Genomic DNA, 15,618 nt, shown 5'->3' with positions numbered 1-15,618 from the left:
TGGGTCGTCTCCGACCGCTACGCCGACAGCTCGATGGTCTATCAGGGCTGGGGCATGGGCGTGGACCGCGCCAGCCTGGACGCCCTGTTCCGCATCGCCACCGACGGGCTGAAGCCGGACCTGACCTTGGTGCTCGACGTGCCGGTCGAGACAGGCCTGGCCCGCGCCGGCGCCCGTCGCGGCGGCGAGGACCGCTATGAGCGGATGGGCGCGGCCCTGCACCAGCGCCTGCGCGAGGGTTTCCTGGCCATCGCCGCGGCCGAGCCGGAGCGCTGCGTGGTGATCGACGCCACGGGCACGGTCGACGAGGTCGCGGCCGCCATCCGCGCGGCGGTCGACGCCAAGTTCGGGGCCGCGGCGCCGTGAGCGGTGAGTTTTCTGCACCCCGCGCCAATCCGCGGCTGCTGGGCCATGAGGCGGCGGAGGGCGCGTTCCTCGACGCCCTGCGCGCCGGCCGGCTGCCGCATGCCTGGCTGATCACCGGCCCGCCCGGCATCGGCAAGGCCACCTTCGCCCACCGGGTTGCCCGCTTCCTGCTGGCCGGCGCCCCGCGCGGCGCCCAGGGCCTGGAGATCCCGGCCGACCACCCGACCTTCCGCCGCGCCGCCGCCGCCGGCCATGCCGACCTGCTGACGATCGAGCGGAACAGCGGCGACGATGAGCGCAAGCGCCGCAGCCGCGAGATCCCGGTCGAGGAGATCCGGCGGATCGAGCCCTTCCTGCGCCTGACCGCGGCCGAGGGCGCCTGGCGGGTCGTCATTGTTGACGAGGCGGAGGCGATGAACCGCAACGGCGCCAATGCCCTGCTGAAGATCCTGGAAGAGCCGCCGGCCCATGCCGTGCTGCTGCTGACCTGCGGCAATCCCGGCGCGCTGCTGCCGACCATCCGGTCGCGCTGCCGCCTGCTGGCGCTGGAGCCGCTGCCGGACGCCACGGTCGACCGGCTGCTGGCGGAGCACGCGCCCGAGCTGGACCCCGCCGAGCGGGCGTCGCTGGTGCGGCTGGCCGAGGGCAGCATCGGCCGCGCCGCGTCGCTGATCGAGGATGGCGGCCTGGGCCTGTACCGCGACATGCTGGCGCTGCTGGACGATTTCCCGCGGGTCGACTTCAAGGCCGTGCACCGGATGGGCGACCGGATCGGGCCGGTCGCCGCCGATTCCAGCTGGCGCCTGTTCACCGAGCTGCTGGTCTGGTGGATGGAGCGGCTGGCCCGCGCCGCCGCCCGCGGCATCGCCCCGGCCGAGATCGTGGCGGGCGAGGGGACGGTGATGCAGCGCGTGGTCGGGGCGGTGGATAGGGCCGGCGGCCTTGATCGCTGGGTGGAGCTATGGGACAACACCCGCCGTCTGTTCGCTCAGGCGGACGGGTCCAACCTCGATCGGAAGCAGGTTCTCCTGCAGGCGTTCATCGGCATCGAGCGCGCCTGCAACGGCTGACCGCCGCCGCAGTACGGAAAGAGGCCGCGATGACGGCGCCGAAGACATTCTACATCACCACGCCGATCTACTACGTCAACGACAAGCCGCATATCGGCCACGCCTACACCACGCTGGCCTGCGACGTGCTGGCCCGGTTCAAGCGGCTGGACGGCTATGACGTCCACTTCCTGACCGGTACCGACGAGCACGGCCAGAAGGTGCAGAAGGCGGCCGAGGCGGCCGGGGTCGACCCGCAGGCCTTCACCGACGGGGTCAGTCAGAATTTCCGCGACCTGGCCGCGGCGATGAACTTCAGCAATGACGACTTCATCCGCACCACCGAGCCGCGCCACATCAAGGCGTCCCAGGCGATCTGGGAGGCGATGAAGGCCAATGGCGACATCTATCTCGGCGGCTATGCCGGCTGGTACTCGGTGCGCGACGAGGCCTATTACGGCGAGGACGAGCTGACCGTCGTCGACGGCAAGCGCATCGCCCCGACCGGCGCCGAATGCGAGTGGGTGGAGGAGCCGAGCTACTTCTTCCGCCTCTCCGCCTGGGGCGACCGGCTGCTGGAATTCTACGAGGCCAATCCCGACTTCATCGCGCCGGAGTCCCGCCGCAACGAGGTGATCTCGTTTGTGAAGGCGGGCCTGCGCGACCTGTCGATCAGCCGCACCACCTTCAACTGGGGCATCAAGGTGCCGGGCGACGAGGCGCACATCATGTATGTGTGGGTCGACGCCCTGACCAACTATCTCACCGCCGTCGGCTATCCCGATGTGGAGTCCGAGAGCTTCAGGCATTGGTGGCCGGCCGACCTGCATATGGTCGGCAAGGATATCCTGCGCTTCCACGCCCTGTACTGGCCGGCCTTCCTGATGTCGGCAGGGCTGCAGCCGCCGAAGCGTGTCTTCGCCCATGGCTGGTGGACCAATGAGGGCCAGAAGATCTCGAAGTCGCTCGGCAACGTCATCGACCCGCTGGAGCTGATCGCGACCTACGGCCTGGACCCCGTGCGCTACTTCCTGCTGCGCGAGGTCTCCTTCGGCCAGGACGGCGACTTCTCCCGCCGCGCCATGGTCCAGCGCACCAATGGTGAGCTGGCCAACGGCTTCGGCAACCTGGCCCAGCGCGCGCTGTCGATGATCGCCAAGAACTGGGATGGTAAGGTGCCGCAGCCCGGTCCGCTGACCGAGGTCGACCGCGCGCTGCTCGACCGGCTGCCGGCGCTGCTGGAGGTGCTGCGGCGCGAATTCGACGCCCAGGCCTTCCATCGCGGCCTGGAGGCGGTGTGGGCCGTCGTCGGCGAAGGCAACCGCTATATCGCCGAGCAGGAGCCCTGGACTGTGCGCAAGACCGATCCGAAGCGGGCGGGCACGGTGCTGTGGGTGGTGGCCGAGACCGTGCGGCGCCTGTCGATCCTGATGCAGCCGGTGATGCCGCAGGCGATGGGCAAGACGCTCGACCAGCTGGCCGTGGCCGCCGACGCTCGCAGCTTCGACCGGATCGGCGATGCCGACGCGCTGGTGCCCGGCACGGTGCTGCCGGCGCCGCAGGGCGTGTTCCCGCGCTATGTCGAGCCGGAGGCGACGGCCTGATGCTGGTCGACAGCCATTGCCATCTCGATTTCCCCGATTTCGCGGCGGAGATCGACGATGTGGTCGGCCGCGCCCGGGAGGCGGGGGTGGGCTGCATGCTCACCATCTGCACCCGGCCGGACCGGCTGGCGGACACGATCGCGCTGGTCGACCGCTTCCCGATGCTCTACGGCGCCGCCGGGGTGCATCCGCATGAGGCGAAGGATTTCACCGGCCTGACCGTCGAGGGCATCCTGGACCTCGTCGCGCATCCGAAGATGGTCGGGATCGGCGAGACCGGCCTCGACTACCATTACGGCCTCAGCCCGGCCGAGGCGCAGCAGGAGAGCTTCCGGCGCCACATCCGTGCCGCCCGGATCGCCGACCTGCCGGTGATCGTCCACACCCGCGAGGCCGAGGACGACACGCTGCGCATTCTGAAAGAGGAAGGGCAGGGCGGTGAGCTGTCGCCGCTGCGCGGCATCATCCATTGCTTCAGCGGAACGCGGCAACTCGCTGAAGAATCGGTGAAACTCGGGCTTCACATCTCCCTGTCCGGGATCGTGACCTTCAACAAGTCCGAGGACATCCGGGCCACCGCGAAGGATGTGCCGCTGGACCGCATCCTGGTGGAGACCGACGCCCCCTACCTGGCGCCGGTGCCGAAGCGCGGCAAGCGCAACGAGCCCGCCTTCGTCGCCCACACCGCCCAGCGTGTGGCCGAGCTGCACGGTCTGTCCGGTTCGGATTTTGCTCGAAAGACGAGCGACAACTTCTTCAATCTGTTTACGAAGATCCCGAAGCAAGAGGCCTGAGCGATGCGTGTCACGGTGCTCGGCTGCGGCGGTTCGATGGGCGTGCCCATGGTCGGCGGCGTCTGGGGCACCTGCGATCCCGCCAATCCGCGCAACCGCCGTCGCCGGCCGTCGATCCTGGTGCAGAGCGACAGCACCACCGTCCTGGTCGACACCTCGCCGGACCTGCGCGACCAGCTGCTGGACCACGACGTCAAGCGGGTCGACGGGCTGCTCTACACCCATGTCCATGCCGACCACATCCATGGCATCGACGACCTGCGGCCGCTGGCCTTCAAGCAGCCGATCAACGCCTATATGGACGCGGCGGTGCGGCAGGAGCTGGAGGAGCGCTTCGGCTACATCATGACCTCGGTCGAGATGGACCGCGGCTTCTACCACCCGTTCCTGGTGCCGCATCTGCTGGACGGACCGTTCCGGGTCGGCGACATCGACATCGTGCCGTTCGAGCAGGACCACGGCCGCGTCGTGTCGATGGGCTACCGCTTCGGCCGCTTCGCCTATTCGACCGACGTGGTCCGCCTCGACGACCGCGCCTGGGCGGCGCTGGAGGGGGTGGAGCTGTGGATGGTGGATGCGACGCGGCCGGAGCCGCATGTGTCGCACGCCCATCTGGCGCTGACGCTGGAATGGATCGAGCGGCTCAAGCCGAAGCAGGCTTGGCTGACGCACATGAACCACCAGATGGACTACGACTGGCTGTGTCGGCAGCTGCCGGGCCATGTCCGGCCGGCGCATGACGGTCTGGTGATCGAGATCTGAGAGACCATTTGCAAATGCTACTGGCGTGGCCGTCTGACGGCGGTTTCTGCGCTTCCGGTGCTCACGCACCAAATGTGCGCTGCGCTCCGGTTCTCGAAACCACCACCAGCCGACTCACGCCAGCGCATTTCCAAACGGTCTCTAAGAGCGCGGCGGCGGTCAGGCGCCGTCCCGGTTTATTTTCAACGGCGCGGCGGCCGGCGCGGCTGCGGCGACGGGTTGGCGGCCTGGTTGGCGGCGGCGCGCTCGGCCAGGGCCAGCTCCGTCTTCAGCTCGGCGATCTTGCGGTCCATGGCGTCCCGCAGGGTCTTCGAGGTGTGGTTGCCGAGGTGGCCGCGCTTCTGCTCCAGCTCCTGCAGCTGCTTCCGCTTTTCCTCGCGGTTCCGGCGAATCGGGGCGCCGTCGGACCGCTGTCCGTCAAAAGAACGCATAACTGACCCTACACTGGGTTTTCGATAGGGATGCCATGGGCGCGGCCCGGGCCGCGCCGCATCCGCGGAAGCGCTGGCCTAACCGATCCGGGGGTCATCGTGCAAGCTGGTATGTGGCGCGCCCCCGCGCTACGGTCGCTGCCTTGCCAGAGGGACGGGACGGAGAGGGCGCCGTGCAGCCGACGACACGCAGCTTGCGATTCTGGTGTGCCGCGGTCCTGGCGCTCACGTTCGGCATCGTCGCCGCGGCCGTCCCGGCCGGCGCCGCCCCCAAGGACAGCCGCTTCCGCATCGTCGACGAGCTCGGCCCCGACCAGGTCGAGGAGCTGATCACCGTCGCCATCGACGGCCGCACCATCGGCATCCTGCACATCACCAAGGACGACCCGGTGGCCGAGCTGCAGGTGAAGGTGCCGGCCGGCCGCCCCGCGCGCTACGAGCTGTGCGGCTTCCTGATCGTCCAGACGCCGGAAGGCACCCGGCGCCAGCACCCGATCAACCACACAGGCACGATCGAGAATGCCGACGGGCGCGTGCTGAAGGCGTTCAACCAGAACAACGAGATCTTCTACCTGCAGGACGGCACGCCGGGCGAAGCCGCCGCCACGACCACCATCGTCGGCGCCGGGCAATGCGCCCAGCCGGTCGCCTGACGCCAACCCGATAGAACGGACACAGCCATGCAGACGCCCTGGATCGCCGACACGGCGCGATACGAGACCGCCCGCTTCCGCCGCTCCGGCCGCAGCGGGCTGCAGCTGCCGGAGATCTCGCTCGGCCTCTGGCAGAATTTCGGCGGGGTCGACCTATACGAGACCGGCCGCGCCGTGCTGCGCCGCGCCTTCGATCGCGGCGTCACCCATTTCGACCTTGCCAACAATTACGGCCCGCCCTACGGCTCGGCCGAGGAGAATTTCGGCCGCATCTTCGCCGCCGATTTCCGGCCCTATCGCGACGAGCTGCTGATCTCGACCAAGGCCGGCTACGACATGTGGCCGGGGCCCTACGGCAATTTCGGTTCGCGCAAATACCTGGTCGCCAGCCTGGACCAGAGCCTCAAGCGCATGGGGCTCGACTATGTCGACATCTTCTACTCGCACCGGCTCGACCCCGAGACGCCGCTGGAGGAGACGATGGGCGCGCTCGATCATGTCGTGCGCCAGGGCAAGGCGCTGTATGTCGGCATCTCGTCGTATTCGCCGGAAGCCACGCGCCAGGCCGCGGCGATCCTGAAGGATCTCGGCACCCCCTGCCTGATCCACCAGCCGTCCTATTCCATGCTCAACCGCTGGGTCGAGGACGGGCTGCTGGACACGCTGGCGGAGCTGGGCATCGGCTGCATCGCCTTCTCGCCGCTGGCCCAGGGCATGCTGACCTCGAAATACCTGGACGGGGTGCCGGAGGACTCGCGGGCCAAGCGCGGCCGGTCGCTGCAGTCGCGGCTGCTGTCGGAGGGCAACATCGCCCGCATCCGGGCGCTGAACGAGCTCGCCAAGCGCCGCGGCCAGACCCTCGCGCAGATGGCGCTGAGCTGGGTGCTGCGTGACCCGCGCATCACCTCGGCCCTGATCGGCGCCCGGTCGGTGGCACAGCTGGACGATAGCCTGGACGCGCTGAAGGGGACGCCGCTGACCGCCGAGGAGCTGGCTGAGATCGACCACCATGCCCTCGACGGCGGCATCGACCTGTGGCGAGCCTCGTCGACGGCCGCCGCCAAGGCCTGAGGCAAAAGGCGGCTGCGCTTTCCTCTGGATCGGCGCCGATGGAGGGGCTCTCCTGTCCGCCTGCGCCGAACCGAAGGAATGACGGCATGGGTGATTTCGCGAAGGTGATCTCGCTGGCGGCCGAGCGCCGGGGCGGGATGGACGTGCTTGAACGCGCGCTCGCCGAGAGCAGGTCGAAGACGCCGGCCGAGATCGCCGCCATGCCGGACGACCGCATCCTGGCGGAGATGACGCGGCGCATCTTCAATGCCGGCTTCGCCTCCAAGGTCATCACCGCGAAGTGGGACGGCTTCGAGGCCGCCTTCGACGGCTTCGACCCGCATCGCTGCGCCGCGATGCCGGAGGACAAGCTCGACGCGCTGCTGCAGGACAGCCGCATCGTCCGCCACGGCGCCAAGATCCAGTCGGTGATCGCCAATGCCCGGTTCCTGCTGGACTTGGCCGCCGAGCATGGCAGCGCCGCGAAATTCATCGCCGATTGGCCGGACGCCGACTATGTCGGGCTGCTGGAGGTGCTGAAGAAGCGCGGCAGCCGCCTGGGCGGCGACACCGGCATGCGCTTCCTGCGCGGCATCGGCAAGCCGGCCTTCATCCCGACCGGCGACGTCGTCGCCGCGCTGATCCGCGAGGGCGTGCTGGCCAAGCCGCCGGGCGGCAAGGGCGACTTCAGGACCATGCAGCAGGCCTTCAACCGCTGGTCGGCGGAATCGGGCCGCGACCTGACCGAGATCAGCCGCATCCTGGCGATGAGCATCGGCGATGTCGGCCATGGGCGGCCGGGAAGGCACTAGGCAACGCAAAGAGCCGGAGCGACGACGGACCATGCACCCGATCTACGTGACCTTCCTCAACGGCCTCGACATCGAGGCGCTGGCGATCACCGATGACGAGATCCTGCAGGCGATCGAGACCAGCCTGGCGGCGCAGGGCCACGGCGAGACGGTGATCGAGCCGCGCATGCACCTGAAGCCCGACCCGCAGGTGCACGGCCATTTCAACGTGCTGCGCGGCGCCATCGGCGCGCCGATCAACGCCGCCGGAGTCAAGGTGGTCGGCGACTATGTCGACAACTACAAGCGCGGCCTGCCGTCGGAGATGGCGATCCTGAACCTGTTCGACCCGGCGACCGGCATGCCGAAGGCGATCCTGGACGCGACCGCCATCACCGACATGCGCACCGGTGCGGTGACCGCGATCGGCGCCAAGCACTTGGCCCGCAAGGGCAGCCGCGTGCTCGGCCATATCGGCGCGCGCGGCACGGCCTACTGGAACGTCCGGTTGCTCGACAAGCTGTTCGACTTCGACGAGATCCGCGTCCATTCCCGCCGGCCGGAGAGCCGCGACGCCTTCGCCGAGCGGCTGGCGCAGGACCTCGGCAAGCCGGTGCGGGCGATGACGGATTGGGAATCGACCGTGCGCGGCGCCGACATCGTGGTCGAGGCCTCGCGCCTGCTGCAGCCCGAGCCGCTGCTGCGGACCGAATGGATCAAGCCCGGCGCGCTGGTGGTGCCCTACGGCACGATGAGCGCGGTGGAACTGTCGCTGACCGACATCATGGCCAAGATGGTGGTGGACGACTGGGGCCAGTGCCGCAGCGGTCCGTTCGGGTCGCTGCGCGCCCATGTCGAGGCCGGCAAGCTGTCCGAGGCGACGCTGCATGCCGAGCTGGGCCAGGTCGTCGCCGGGCTGAAGCCGGGCCGCGAGCGCGAGGACGAGACCATCCTCCTGTGGCATCGCGGCCTCAGCCTCAGCGACATCGCCCTCGGCCACGCCATGCTGGAGAAGGCGAAGCGGCTGGAGATCGGCCAGCGGCTGCGCTTCGCCTGATCATGACGGACCCAATCCACCTCGGCGCTGGTCCGCTCACCACCCGCGACCTGGTCGCCATCGCCCGGGAGGGCGCGGCCGTCGAGCTTGATGATGCCGCTCTGGAGCGGATCGAGGCCGGGCATCGCGCGCTGGAAGGCCTCGCCGCCGGCGGGGCGGCGATCTATGGCGTCAGCACCGGGCTGGGTGCCGGCGTCGACACCCGGATCGTGCCGGATGCCGTGGTGGTGCAGCGCCGCATCCCGCCGGGCCGCGCCGTCGGGGTCGGGCGGAATGCCCGGCCGGACGAGGTGCGGGCGATCATGGCCGCCCGGCTGGCCGGGCTCTGCGCCGGCCGCTCCGGCGCTTCCCGTGGAGTGGCCGAGGCGCTGACGGATCTGCTGAACCGCGGCGTGCATCCGGTGGTGCCGATGACCGGGTCGGTCGGCGAGGCCGATCTGGCGCCGCTGTCCCACATCGCCCTGGTGCTGCTGGGGCAGGGCGAGGCCGAATTCCAGGGCGAGATCCTGCCGGGGGCCGAGGCACTCGCCCGCGCCGGCATCACGCCGCCGGAATTCGGCGTCAAGGACGGCCTGGCCCTGGTCTCGGCCAATGCCGCCTCGGTCGGCGCCGGTGCCCTGGTGGTCGAGGATGCGGCGCAAGCGCTGCGGTCGATGCTGGCCGCCGCGGCCCTGTCCTTCGAGGGCTATCGCGCCGGCATCGCGCCCTTGGACCCGCGCGCCGCGGCCCTGCGCCCGGCGCCGGGGCAGGCGGAGGCGGCGCGGAGGCTGCTGGCGCTGCTGGACGGCGGCGACCTGGCGCAGCCCGGTTCGGCGCGCAAGCTGCAGGACCCGCTGAGCTTCCGCTGCGCCCCGCCGGTGCTGGGCGCGGCGCTGGCGGCGCTGGTGGCGGCGCGCGCGTCGGTCGAGCTGGAGCTGGCCGGCGCCGGGGACAACCCGGCGGTGATCGCCGAGGACGGCGTCGCCTTGCCGAACGCCAATTTCGACCCGACCCACTTGGCCCTGGCGTTCGAGGCGCTTGGGGCGGCGCTGGCCCGGGTGGCGGCGATCTCGGCGGCGCGGATCGTCAAGCTGATGTCGCCGGGCTCCAGCGACCTGCCGCGCTTCCTGGCGCCGGCGCCGGATGGCAGCACCGGCTACGGTCCGACGCAGAAGACCGCGGCGGCGCTGCTGGCGGAGATCGGCCATCTGGCCGGGCCGATGCCGGTGGCGGTGCTGCCGGTCGCCGACGGGGTCGAGGATTACGCCACCATGGCGACTTCCACGGTCGACAAGACCGCCGGGATCGTCGAGCGGCTGCGCCTCCTCGCGGCGCTGGAGCTGGTGGTGGCGGCCCAGGCGGTCGACCTGCGGGGCGGCGTCGCCCTCGGCTCGGGCACCGCCGCCATCCTGACTGAGGTGCGCGGCCTGGTGCCGACGCTGGAGGCTGACCGACCCGCCGCACCTGACATCGCGGCGGTGGCCGGGTTCATCGCGTCAGGCGGGCTTGAGGCTGTCTTTGGAGCAGGATGAATTGAGTTGAGTTGAGTCACGTCACCGCACTCCAACACCGTCATTGCGAGCGCAGCGAAGCAATCCAGGGGCCGGTGCGGCCCCTGGATTGCTTCGTCGGCTTCGCCTCCTCGCAATGACGGCGAGGAACCGGGTGTTCTGAAAAGGTCCCGCCAGGCGGGAGAGGCAACGCGAGAAGACGCGCGATATCCGATCCCGACGTGACCGGATCTCAATTCATCCCGCTACGGCGCGAAGCGCGTGAAGACGTAGTCGTGGTCCTTCACATTGGCCTGGTGGCAGGCCCAGCAGGTCTCGTGCTGGGCCTGGTCGACCGGCTTGCCGTCGATGAAGCGGCCGAAGCCCCAGCCGCCGGTGTCGGCATAGCGCTTCGAATCCTTGACCATGACCTGCACCGTCGTCGCTGCGCCGGGGACATAGGCCGGCGCGAATTCGGTGGACTGGACGTGCTTCCAGGCCAGCTTGACCAGGATGGTGCCGTCGGGGAAGGGCAGGGTGCCGTCCTGATAGGCCTTGATCGCCGTCGGGTTGCCGACCACGACGCGCAGCTCGTTCAGCGGGTCGGTCTCATGCGCCGGGGCGATGAACTGCCACTGCCGGTAGCCCTCCGGGATGGTCACGCCGTAGATCGGCGAGGCGTTTTCGGGTGCGGCGCCCTGCGCGGCCAGCGCGACCGCGCCGAAGATGGTGCAGGCCAGGGCGGCCCCGAGCAGGGCGATGCGGGCGGGGTTCATCAAGACTTCCTCTCGGCGACGATTCGGTGCGGCGCGCATCGCAGCAGAGATCGCACCGCATCGCCTGTTAGAAGTTGTTAACGGCTACCGTCCCGCCGCCCGTTTCGGCACCAGCGACATCGCGCCCAGCACCGCGAGGGTCACCAGGATCAGCACCACGGTCAGGGCTGCGCTCTGGAACACGTCGCCGCGATCGGTCAGGGCGAAGATCCCGACCGGCAGGGTCACCCAGCCCGGCGGATACACCATCACCGTCGCCCCCAGCTCGCCCATCGACAGGGCGAAGGACAGGCTGAAGGCCGCCAGCAGATAGGGCGTCAGCAGCGGCAGGGTGACATGGCGCAGCCGGAAGCCGGGCCGGGCGCCCAGGCTCTCCGCCACCTGCTCGAACTCCGGCGCCAGCCGCGCCAGCCCGGCCGAGACGTTGCCGAAGGCGAAGGCCGAGATCAGCACCAGATGCACCACCAGCACGATCGCCACCGTGCCGTTCAGCAGCAGCGGCGGCTGGCTGTAGGCGACCAGCACGCCGAGGCCGACCGACACCGAGGGCACGGCGCTGGGCAGGAAGAACGCCAGATCCAGCACCCGCCGCAGCCGGCCGGCCAGCGGCCGCAGCGCCAGCGCCGCCCAGGTGCCGGCCGCCAGCGCGATCAGGCTGGCGACGGCGCCGGTGACCAGGCTGGCCCAGATCTGCTCGGCGGAGGGGCCGGAGACGGCGTCGGCGAAGTGGCGCAGCGTCGGGTGGCTGGGCAGCACGCCGTTCCACTGGCCGGACAGGCCGGCCATCAGGATCACCGCCAGCGGCGCGACGTAGAGCACGCCGACGATCAGGGCGGTGACCGCCCAGGCCGCCGCGCGCCCGCGATCAGACCACAGCAGCATGCCGGCCCCCCAACCGCCCGACCACCACCCGGTACAGGGTGAACAGGCCGAGCGACAGCACGACATTGACCACGGCGATGACGCAGGCCGTGGTGTAATCGAACTCCTGGATCGCCTTGTCGTAGACCAGCAGCGGCAGGGTGATGACGCCCTTGGCGCCGATGAACAGGACGATGCCGAACTCGTTGACCGTCAGCAGCAGGCACAGGCTGCCGCCGGCCAGCAGCGCCGGCAGGGCGGCGGGCAGGATCACTTGGCGCACGATGCGCGCGGGGCGGGCGCCCAGGCTGCTCGCCACCTCGATCTGCGCCCGGTCGACCAGCGAGAAGGCGGCCATCAGCGGCCGCATGACGAAGGGGGTGTAGACCGTCACCTCCGCCAGGATTACGCCCCAGGGCGAGTACAGGAAGTCGACCGGCGGCGTGGAGAGGCCAAAGGTCTCGACCAGCCCGGCATTGAGCATGCCGGCGGAGCCGTAGAGGAAGGTGAAGGCCAGCGTCACCAGGAAGGTCGGCAGGGCGATGACGGTATCGATCAGCCGGGCGACGACGCCGCTGCCCGGGAAGGGCACGAAGGACAGCAGCAGCGCCAGGGCCAGCCCGGCCAGCAGGCAGCCGGCGGTGGCGGCGACCGCGATCTCGATGGTGTTCAGCAGCGCGTTGTGGAAGGCGCGGGTGCCGATCACCTGGGCGAAGTTCGCCAGGCTCGCCGCGTCGCCGTCGCCCACCAGCGCCTGGCGCAGGATCAGCGCCAGCGGATAGGCGAACAGCGCCGCCACCAGCAGCAGCGGCGGCACCACCCATACGGTCCTGGCGCCGGGCAGGGCGGGGGCGGCTCGTCCCGTGGTCGCGACGGTCACCGCGGCTCGTCCTCGGGCAGCAGGCTGGCGTCGGCGGCGGCGAAATGCAGCTCCAGCGTGCCGCCGATCTGCGGCGGCTGGCGCAGCGGCGCCGACACCACGCGGATCAACGTGCCGGCGATGTCGGCCGTGATCACGTGCTGCTCGCCCTGCCACTGGACCTCGCGCACCGTGGCGGGAACGGCGTTGTCGCAATCCGCCCGCGGCGCCAGCGACAGCGCGTGCGGGCGGACGCACAGCAGCGCCTGCGCGCCCCTGTCCAGCGACCGGTTCGGGGTGGCGGACAGCAGGTGGCCGCCGATCCGCACCTGCGCCGCCGGCTGGGCGTAGCCGCCCTCCTCGATCGTCACCGGCAGCAGGTTGGCGCGGCCCAGGAACTCCGCGGCGAAGCGGTTGGGCGGGGTGCGGTACAGCGGCCCGGTCGGACCATGCGCGTGCAGCCGGCCGTCGCGCATCACCGCGATGCTGTCGGCCAGGGTCAGCGCCTCGCTCTGGTCATGCGTGACATAGAGCACGGTCAGGTCCGGCAGGTCGCGGTGCAGCCGCGCCAGCTCCTCGACCATCGAGCGGCGGATCTGCGCGTCGAGCGCTGACAGCGGCTCGTCCAGCAGCAGGACGCGGGGCTGGATCGCCAGGGCGCGGGCGATGGCGACGCGCTGCTGCTGGCCGCCGCTGAGCTCGCGCGGATAGCGCTGGGCGTAGGCGCCCATGCCGACGATGCGCAGGCATTCGGTCACCCGCTGCGCGATCAGGTCGCGCGACGCGCCCTGCGCCCGCAGGCCGAAGGAGACGTTCTCGGTCACCCGCATATGCGGGAACAGGGCGTAGTTCTGCACCACCATGCCGATGCCGCGGCTGTAGGGCGGCAGGTCGGTGACGTCGACATCGCCGATGCGGATCCGGCCCGAGGTCGGGCGGACGAAGCCGGCGACGGCCCGCAGCGCCGTGGTCTTGCCCGATCCCGACGGGCCGATCAGCGCCAGGATCTCGCCCGGCCGCACCTCCAGCGTCAGGCGGTCCAGCACCACGGTGCCGCGATAGGCGACGGTGACGGCGTCGAAGCTGATGCTGTTCCGGGCACCCGCAGCCGTGGCCGCCGCCCGGGCCGACGGCGCGTCCTGCGCGCCGTCGGCCACGGTGGAGGTGACGGAGCTCAACTGCCGGTGACCTCGTGCCAGCGGGCCACGTCGGCTTGCAGATCCTTCAGCACCGCGCTCCAGTCCGGGGTCCAGATCTCGACACCCTGCATCGCCTGCTCGATCTTCTTGTAGTTCTCGTCGGTCGGCTTCACATCCTGGCGCACCGGCAGGCCGATGGCGACGGCGCTGACCTTCTCCTGCGCCTCGCGGCTCAGCAGGAAGTCGATCAGCTTCTTGCCGTTGGCGCTGTTCGGCGCGCCATGCACCAGCGCGACATAGTAGGGCAGGGCGAAGGTCGACCGCTTGCCGTCCTTGCCGGCCGGCCAGAACACCCGGATGTTCGGGTTGTCGGCCATCTGCGACATGTTCATCTGCAGGTCGCCATTGGCAACGAACAGCTCGCCCTTGTTGACCAGGGCGGTCAGCTTGCCTGTCGAGGAGGACGGGCCGACGTTGTTGTCCTGCAGCTTCTGCAGATAGGCGAAGGCCGCATCCTTGCCGCCATAGGCGTGGATCGCCTGGATCATCACGGCGGTGCCGTCGCCGGCCTGGCCGGGGGTCGAATACTGGATCTTGCCCTTGAACCTGGCGTCCAGCAGGTCGTCGAAGGTCTTAGGCGCGTCGGCCAGGGTCGAGCCGTTGTAGATGAAGCTCAGATAGTTGTTCACCAGCGGCAGGTAGAGGTCCTTCGGACCCTTCTCGGCAGCCGGGATCTGGTCCGAGCCGGCCGCGGCGTAGGGCTCGAGCAGGCCGGTGGCGACGGCGTTCTGGATGAAGGGCGGCAGCGTGACCAGGACGTCGGCCTGCGGGTTCGACTTCTCCTTGGCGATGCGGTCGACCACGACGCCGGAGCCGGCCTCGATGTACTGCACCTTGATGCCGGTGGCCTTGGTGAAGGCGTCGAACTGCTCGCCATACCAGCTCGGCGTGCCGTCATGCAGCCCGTCGGCGCTGTAGATGGTGACGACTTCGGCGGCAACGGCCGGGCCGGCGCCGAGCAGGGCGAGCGCGCTGACCGCGATCGCCAGGGTCTTGATCGACATGGGGGACCTCTTGCTTCCACGGGAGTCGTGGCGCGCCGGAGCCTATACCCCTTATGTGAAGCTTCCGTGTCGGTCCGAACGGGACCAGCGACTGCGGCGAATCGGCCGCCAAGTCGCTGGTCCGTATGGGAATTCAGGCCTGCGCGGCCCCCGCCGCGCGGCCGGCGATCCTCAGTTCAGCGGGATCGAGACGTTCAGCGTCAGCGTTTCGACGCCGGGGTTCACGTCGCCGATGCCGGCGTTGGAGATGTGGTGGAAGGCGGCGCCGATCCGCATCTTGTTGTCGAACTCCCACGCCGCCTCGACGCCGGTGCGGAATTCGACGGTGGAGCCCATGTCGCGGCCATCGCCGTTGAAATAGGCGCCGACCGCGGCGTTCGGCGACAGGATGAAGTGTTCGCCGAAGTGGACGTCGAACATGCCGCCGCCATAGACGTAGGTCGCCGAATCCGTGTTGGCTTCGACACCGATGAACGGCCGGATCCGCAGGAATTCCTGGTTGAAGCGCAGCTCGACCCGGCCGATGCCGGCGCCGCCCTTGTCGCGGTCCTCGTGGCCGGGCTCGCCCTTGTCGTTCAGGATGTTGTAGTAGCCGGCGCCGAGGGTCAGCGACAGCGGCAGGTCGCCGGTGCCGTTGCCGACCCGGATGTCGCCGATATCCTGAGTCTCGCCGAGAATGCCGGCGGCGAGGATCGCCGCCGAACCGATGCCGATCCAGATGGGCACCGAAGCGGCCTGGGCCGCATGCACGGATCCAAGCACGACCGCGGCCGCCGCGACGCCGGTCAGGAGCTTCTTCATTCTGCACCCTTCATTCCTGCCGGGACTGCGGCCCCGGGGTCGGGGATGATTACGGTCGCGCGAAACCCGACGCAACGCTTTTCCGCCGGCTC

17 protein-coding genes are annotated in these 15,618 nt (G+C 69.9%); 10 read left to right on the top strand and 7 right to left on the bottom strand.

The window, feature by feature from the left end:
• The 5 genes from ABDW35_RS16850 to ABDW35_RS16830 all read left to right on the top strand — a co-directional run.
• On the top strand, nucleotides 1–366 hold a 366-nt coding region (locus ABDW35_RS16850), incomplete at its 5' end, for a thymidylate kinase (protein ID WP_343715042.1).
• The gene (locus ABDW35_RS16845; RefSeq protein WP_343715041.1) at nucleotides 363–1,436 is read left to right on the top strand and encodes a DNA polymerase III subunit delta'; all 1,074 of its coding nucleotides are present in this window, start codon (nucleotides 363–365) and stop codon (nucleotides 1,434–1,436) included. The genes ABDW35_RS16850 and ABDW35_RS16845, both read left to right, overlap by 4 nt.
• A 29-nt stretch (nucleotides 1,437–1,465) precedes the next feature.
• On the top strand, nucleotides 1,466–3,019 hold the full coding sequence (metG, locus tag ABDW35_RS16840) for a methionine--tRNA ligase (protein WP_343715040.1): 1,554 nt from the start codon (nucleotides 1,466–1,468) through the stop codon (nucleotides 3,017–3,019).
• Nucleotides 3,019–3,813 (top strand): TatD family hydrolase, encoded by a 795-nt coding sequence (locus ABDW35_RS16835; RefSeq protein ID WP_343715039.1) that lies wholly within the window; start codon nucleotides 3,019–3,021, stop codon nucleotides 3,811–3,813. The genes metG and ABDW35_RS16835 overlap by 1 nt, the downstream gene beginning before the upstream one ends.
• Before the next feature lie 3 nt (nucleotides 3,814–3,816).
• The gene (locus ABDW35_RS16830) at nucleotides 3,817–4,575 is read left to right on the top strand and encodes an MBL fold metallo-hydrolase (protein ID WP_343715038.1); all 759 of its coding nucleotides are present in this window, start codon (nucleotides 3,817–3,819) and stop codon (nucleotides 4,573–4,575) included.
• 182 nt (nucleotides 4,576–4,757) lie between these two features.
• On the opposite strand, the gene ABDW35_RS16825 is transcribed toward ABDW35_RS16830, so the two are convergent.
• A complete protein-coding gene (locus ABDW35_RS16825; protein WP_343715037.1) occupies nucleotides 4,758–5,006 on the bottom strand; it encodes a hypothetical protein in 249 nt (82 codons plus the stop codon).
• Between the two features lie 173 nt (nucleotides 5,007–5,179).
• On the opposite strand from ABDW35_RS16825, the gene ABDW35_RS16820 reads away from it, so the two are divergent.
• The 5 genes from ABDW35_RS16820 to ABDW35_RS16800 all read left to right on the top strand — a co-directional run bounded on the left by ABDW35_RS16820 (nucleotide 5,180) and on the right by ABDW35_RS16800 (nucleotide 10,068).
• Nucleotides 5,180–5,659 (top strand): hypothetical protein, encoded by a 480-nt coding sequence (locus ABDW35_RS16820; RefSeq protein ID WP_343715036.1) that lies wholly within the window; start codon nucleotides 5,180–5,182, stop codon nucleotides 5,657–5,659.
• A gap of 27 nt (nucleotides 5,660–5,686) precedes the next feature.
• Nucleotides 5,687–6,730, top strand: coding sequence for an L-glyceraldehyde 3-phosphate reductase (mgrA, locus tag ABDW35_RS16815; protein ID WP_343715035.1), 1,044 nt, complete (start codon nucleotides 5,687–5,689; stop codon nucleotides 6,728–6,730).
• A gap of 86 nt (nucleotides 6,731–6,816) precedes the next feature.
• Nucleotides 6,817–7,521 carry a DNA-3-methyladenine glycosylase I gene (locus ABDW35_RS16810; protein ID WP_343715034.1) on the top strand — a complete coding sequence of 235 codons (705 nt, stop codon included), beginning with the start codon at nucleotides 6,817–6,819 and terminating at the stop codon, nucleotides 7,519–7,521.
• A 31-nt stretch (nucleotides 7,522–7,552) separates the two neighbouring features.
• The gene (locus ABDW35_RS16805; protein ID WP_343715033.1) at nucleotides 7,553–8,557 is read left to right on the top strand and encodes an ornithine cyclodeaminase family protein; all 1,005 of its coding nucleotides are present in this window, start codon (nucleotides 7,553–7,555) and stop codon (nucleotides 8,555–8,557) included.
• 2 nt (nucleotides 8,558–8,559) lie between these two features.
• Nucleotides 8,560–10,068: an aromatic amino acid lyase gene (locus tag ABDW35_RS16800; protein WP_343715032.1), complete on the top strand. Its 1,509-nt coding sequence runs from the start codon at nucleotides 8,560–8,562 to the stop codon at nucleotides 10,066–10,068.
• Nucleotides 10,069–10,292: 224 nt separating this feature from the next.
• On the opposite strand, the gene ABDW35_RS16795 is transcribed toward ABDW35_RS16800, so the two are convergent.
• From ABDW35_RS16795 to ABDW35_RS16770, 6 genes are all read right to left on the bottom strand, one after another.
• Nucleotides 10,293–10,802, bottom strand: coding sequence for a cytochrome P460 family protein (locus ABDW35_RS16795; protein ID WP_343715031.1), 510 nt, complete (start codon nucleotides 10,800–10,802; stop codon nucleotides 10,293–10,295).
• A gap of 84 nt (nucleotides 10,803–10,886) precedes the next feature.
• Nucleotides 10,887–11,684, bottom strand: coding sequence for an ABC transporter permease subunit (locus ABDW35_RS16790; RefSeq protein WP_343715030.1), 798 nt, complete (start codon nucleotides 11,682–11,684; stop codon nucleotides 10,887–10,889).
• Nucleotides 11,668–12,543, bottom strand: a complete 876-nt coding sequence (locus ABDW35_RS16785) for a 2-aminoethylphosphonate ABC transporter permease subunit (protein ID WP_343715029.1) — start codon at nucleotides 12,541–12,543, stop codon at nucleotides 11,668–11,670. The genes ABDW35_RS16790 and ABDW35_RS16785 overlap by 17 nt, the downstream gene beginning before the upstream one ends.
• Nucleotides 12,540–13,700 carry an ABC transporter ATP-binding protein gene (locus tag ABDW35_RS16780; protein WP_343715028.1) on the bottom strand — a complete coding sequence of 387 codons (1,161 nt, stop codon included), beginning with the start codon at nucleotides 13,698–13,700 and terminating at the stop codon, nucleotides 12,540–12,542. The genes ABDW35_RS16785 and ABDW35_RS16780 overlap by 4 nt, the downstream gene beginning before the upstream one ends.
• Nucleotides 13,697–14,725: a 2-aminoethylphosphonate ABC transporter substrate-binding protein gene (locus ABDW35_RS16775; protein WP_343715027.1), complete on the bottom strand. Its 1,029-nt coding sequence runs from the start codon at nucleotides 14,723–14,725 to the stop codon at nucleotides 13,697–13,699. The genes ABDW35_RS16780 and ABDW35_RS16775 overlap by 4 nt, the downstream gene beginning before the upstream one ends.
• 171 nt (nucleotides 14,726–14,896) lie before the next feature.
• The gene (locus tag ABDW35_RS16770) at nucleotides 14,897–15,526 is read right to left on the bottom strand and encodes an acyloxyacyl hydrolase (RefSeq protein WP_343715026.1); all 630 of its coding nucleotides are present in this window, start codon (nucleotides 15,524–15,526) and stop codon (nucleotides 14,897–14,899) included.
• Between the last annotated feature and the right edge of the window lie 92 nt (nucleotides 15,527–15,618).

It is taken from the genome of Inquilinus sp. (genome assembly GCF_039594555.1).
In the GTDB taxonomy this organism is placed as follows: Bacteria; Pseudomonadota; Alphaproteobacteria; order DSM-16000; family Inquilinaceae; genus Inquilinus.
Note: the sequence above shows the minus strand (reverse complement) of the source record. Positions and strands in the feature narration are given on the sequence as shown.

Bases quoted from the DNA above. Each gene is read 5' to 3' on its own strand.
- ABDW35_RS16830 (WP_343715038.1), top strand. From the start codon at position 3,817: ATGCGTGTCACGGTGCTCGGCTGCGGCGGTTCGATGGGCGTGCCCATG.
- ABDW35_RS16790 (WP_343715030.1), bottom strand. From the start codon at position 11,684: ATGCTGCTGTGGTCTGATCGCGGGCGCGCGGCGGCCTGGGCGGTCACC.
- metG (WP_343715040.1), top strand. From the start codon at position 1,466: ATGACGGCGCCGAAGACATTCTACATCACCACGCCGATCTACTACGTC.
- ABDW35_RS16810 (WP_343715034.1), top strand. From the start codon at position 6,817: ATGGGTGATTTCGCGAAGGTGATCTCGCTGGCGGCCGAGCGCCGGGGC.
- ABDW35_RS16800 (WP_343715032.1), top strand. From the start codon at position 8,560: ATGACGGACCCAATCCACCTCGGCGCTGGTCCGCTCACCACCCGCGAC.
- ABDW35_RS16825 (WP_343715037.1), bottom strand. From the start codon at position 5,006: ATGCGTTCTTTTGACGGACAGCGGTCCGACGGCGCCCCGATTCGCCGG.
- ABDW35_RS16805 (WP_343715033.1), top strand. From the start codon at position 7,553: ATGCACCCGATCTACGTGACCTTCCTCAACGGCCTCGACATCGAGGCG.
- ABDW35_RS16795 (WP_343715031.1), bottom strand. From the start codon at position 10,802: ATGAACCCCGCCCGCATCGCCCTGCTCGGGGCCGCCCTGGCCTGCACC.
- ABDW35_RS16770 (WP_343715026.1), bottom strand. From the start codon at position 15,526: ATGAAGAAGCTCCTGACCGGCGTCGCGGCGGCCGCGGTCGTGCTTGGA.
- ABDW35_RS16835 (WP_343715039.1), top strand. From the start codon at position 3,019: ATGCTGGTCGACAGCCATTGCCATCTCGATTTCCCCGATTTCGCGGCG.
- mgrA (WP_343715035.1), top strand. From the start codon at position 5,687: ATGCAGACGCCCTGGATCGCCGACACGGCGCGATACGAGACCGCCCGC.
- ABDW35_RS16775 (WP_343715027.1), bottom strand. From the start codon at position 14,725: ATGTCGATCAAGACCCTGGCGATCGCGGTCAGCGCGCTCGCCCTGCTC.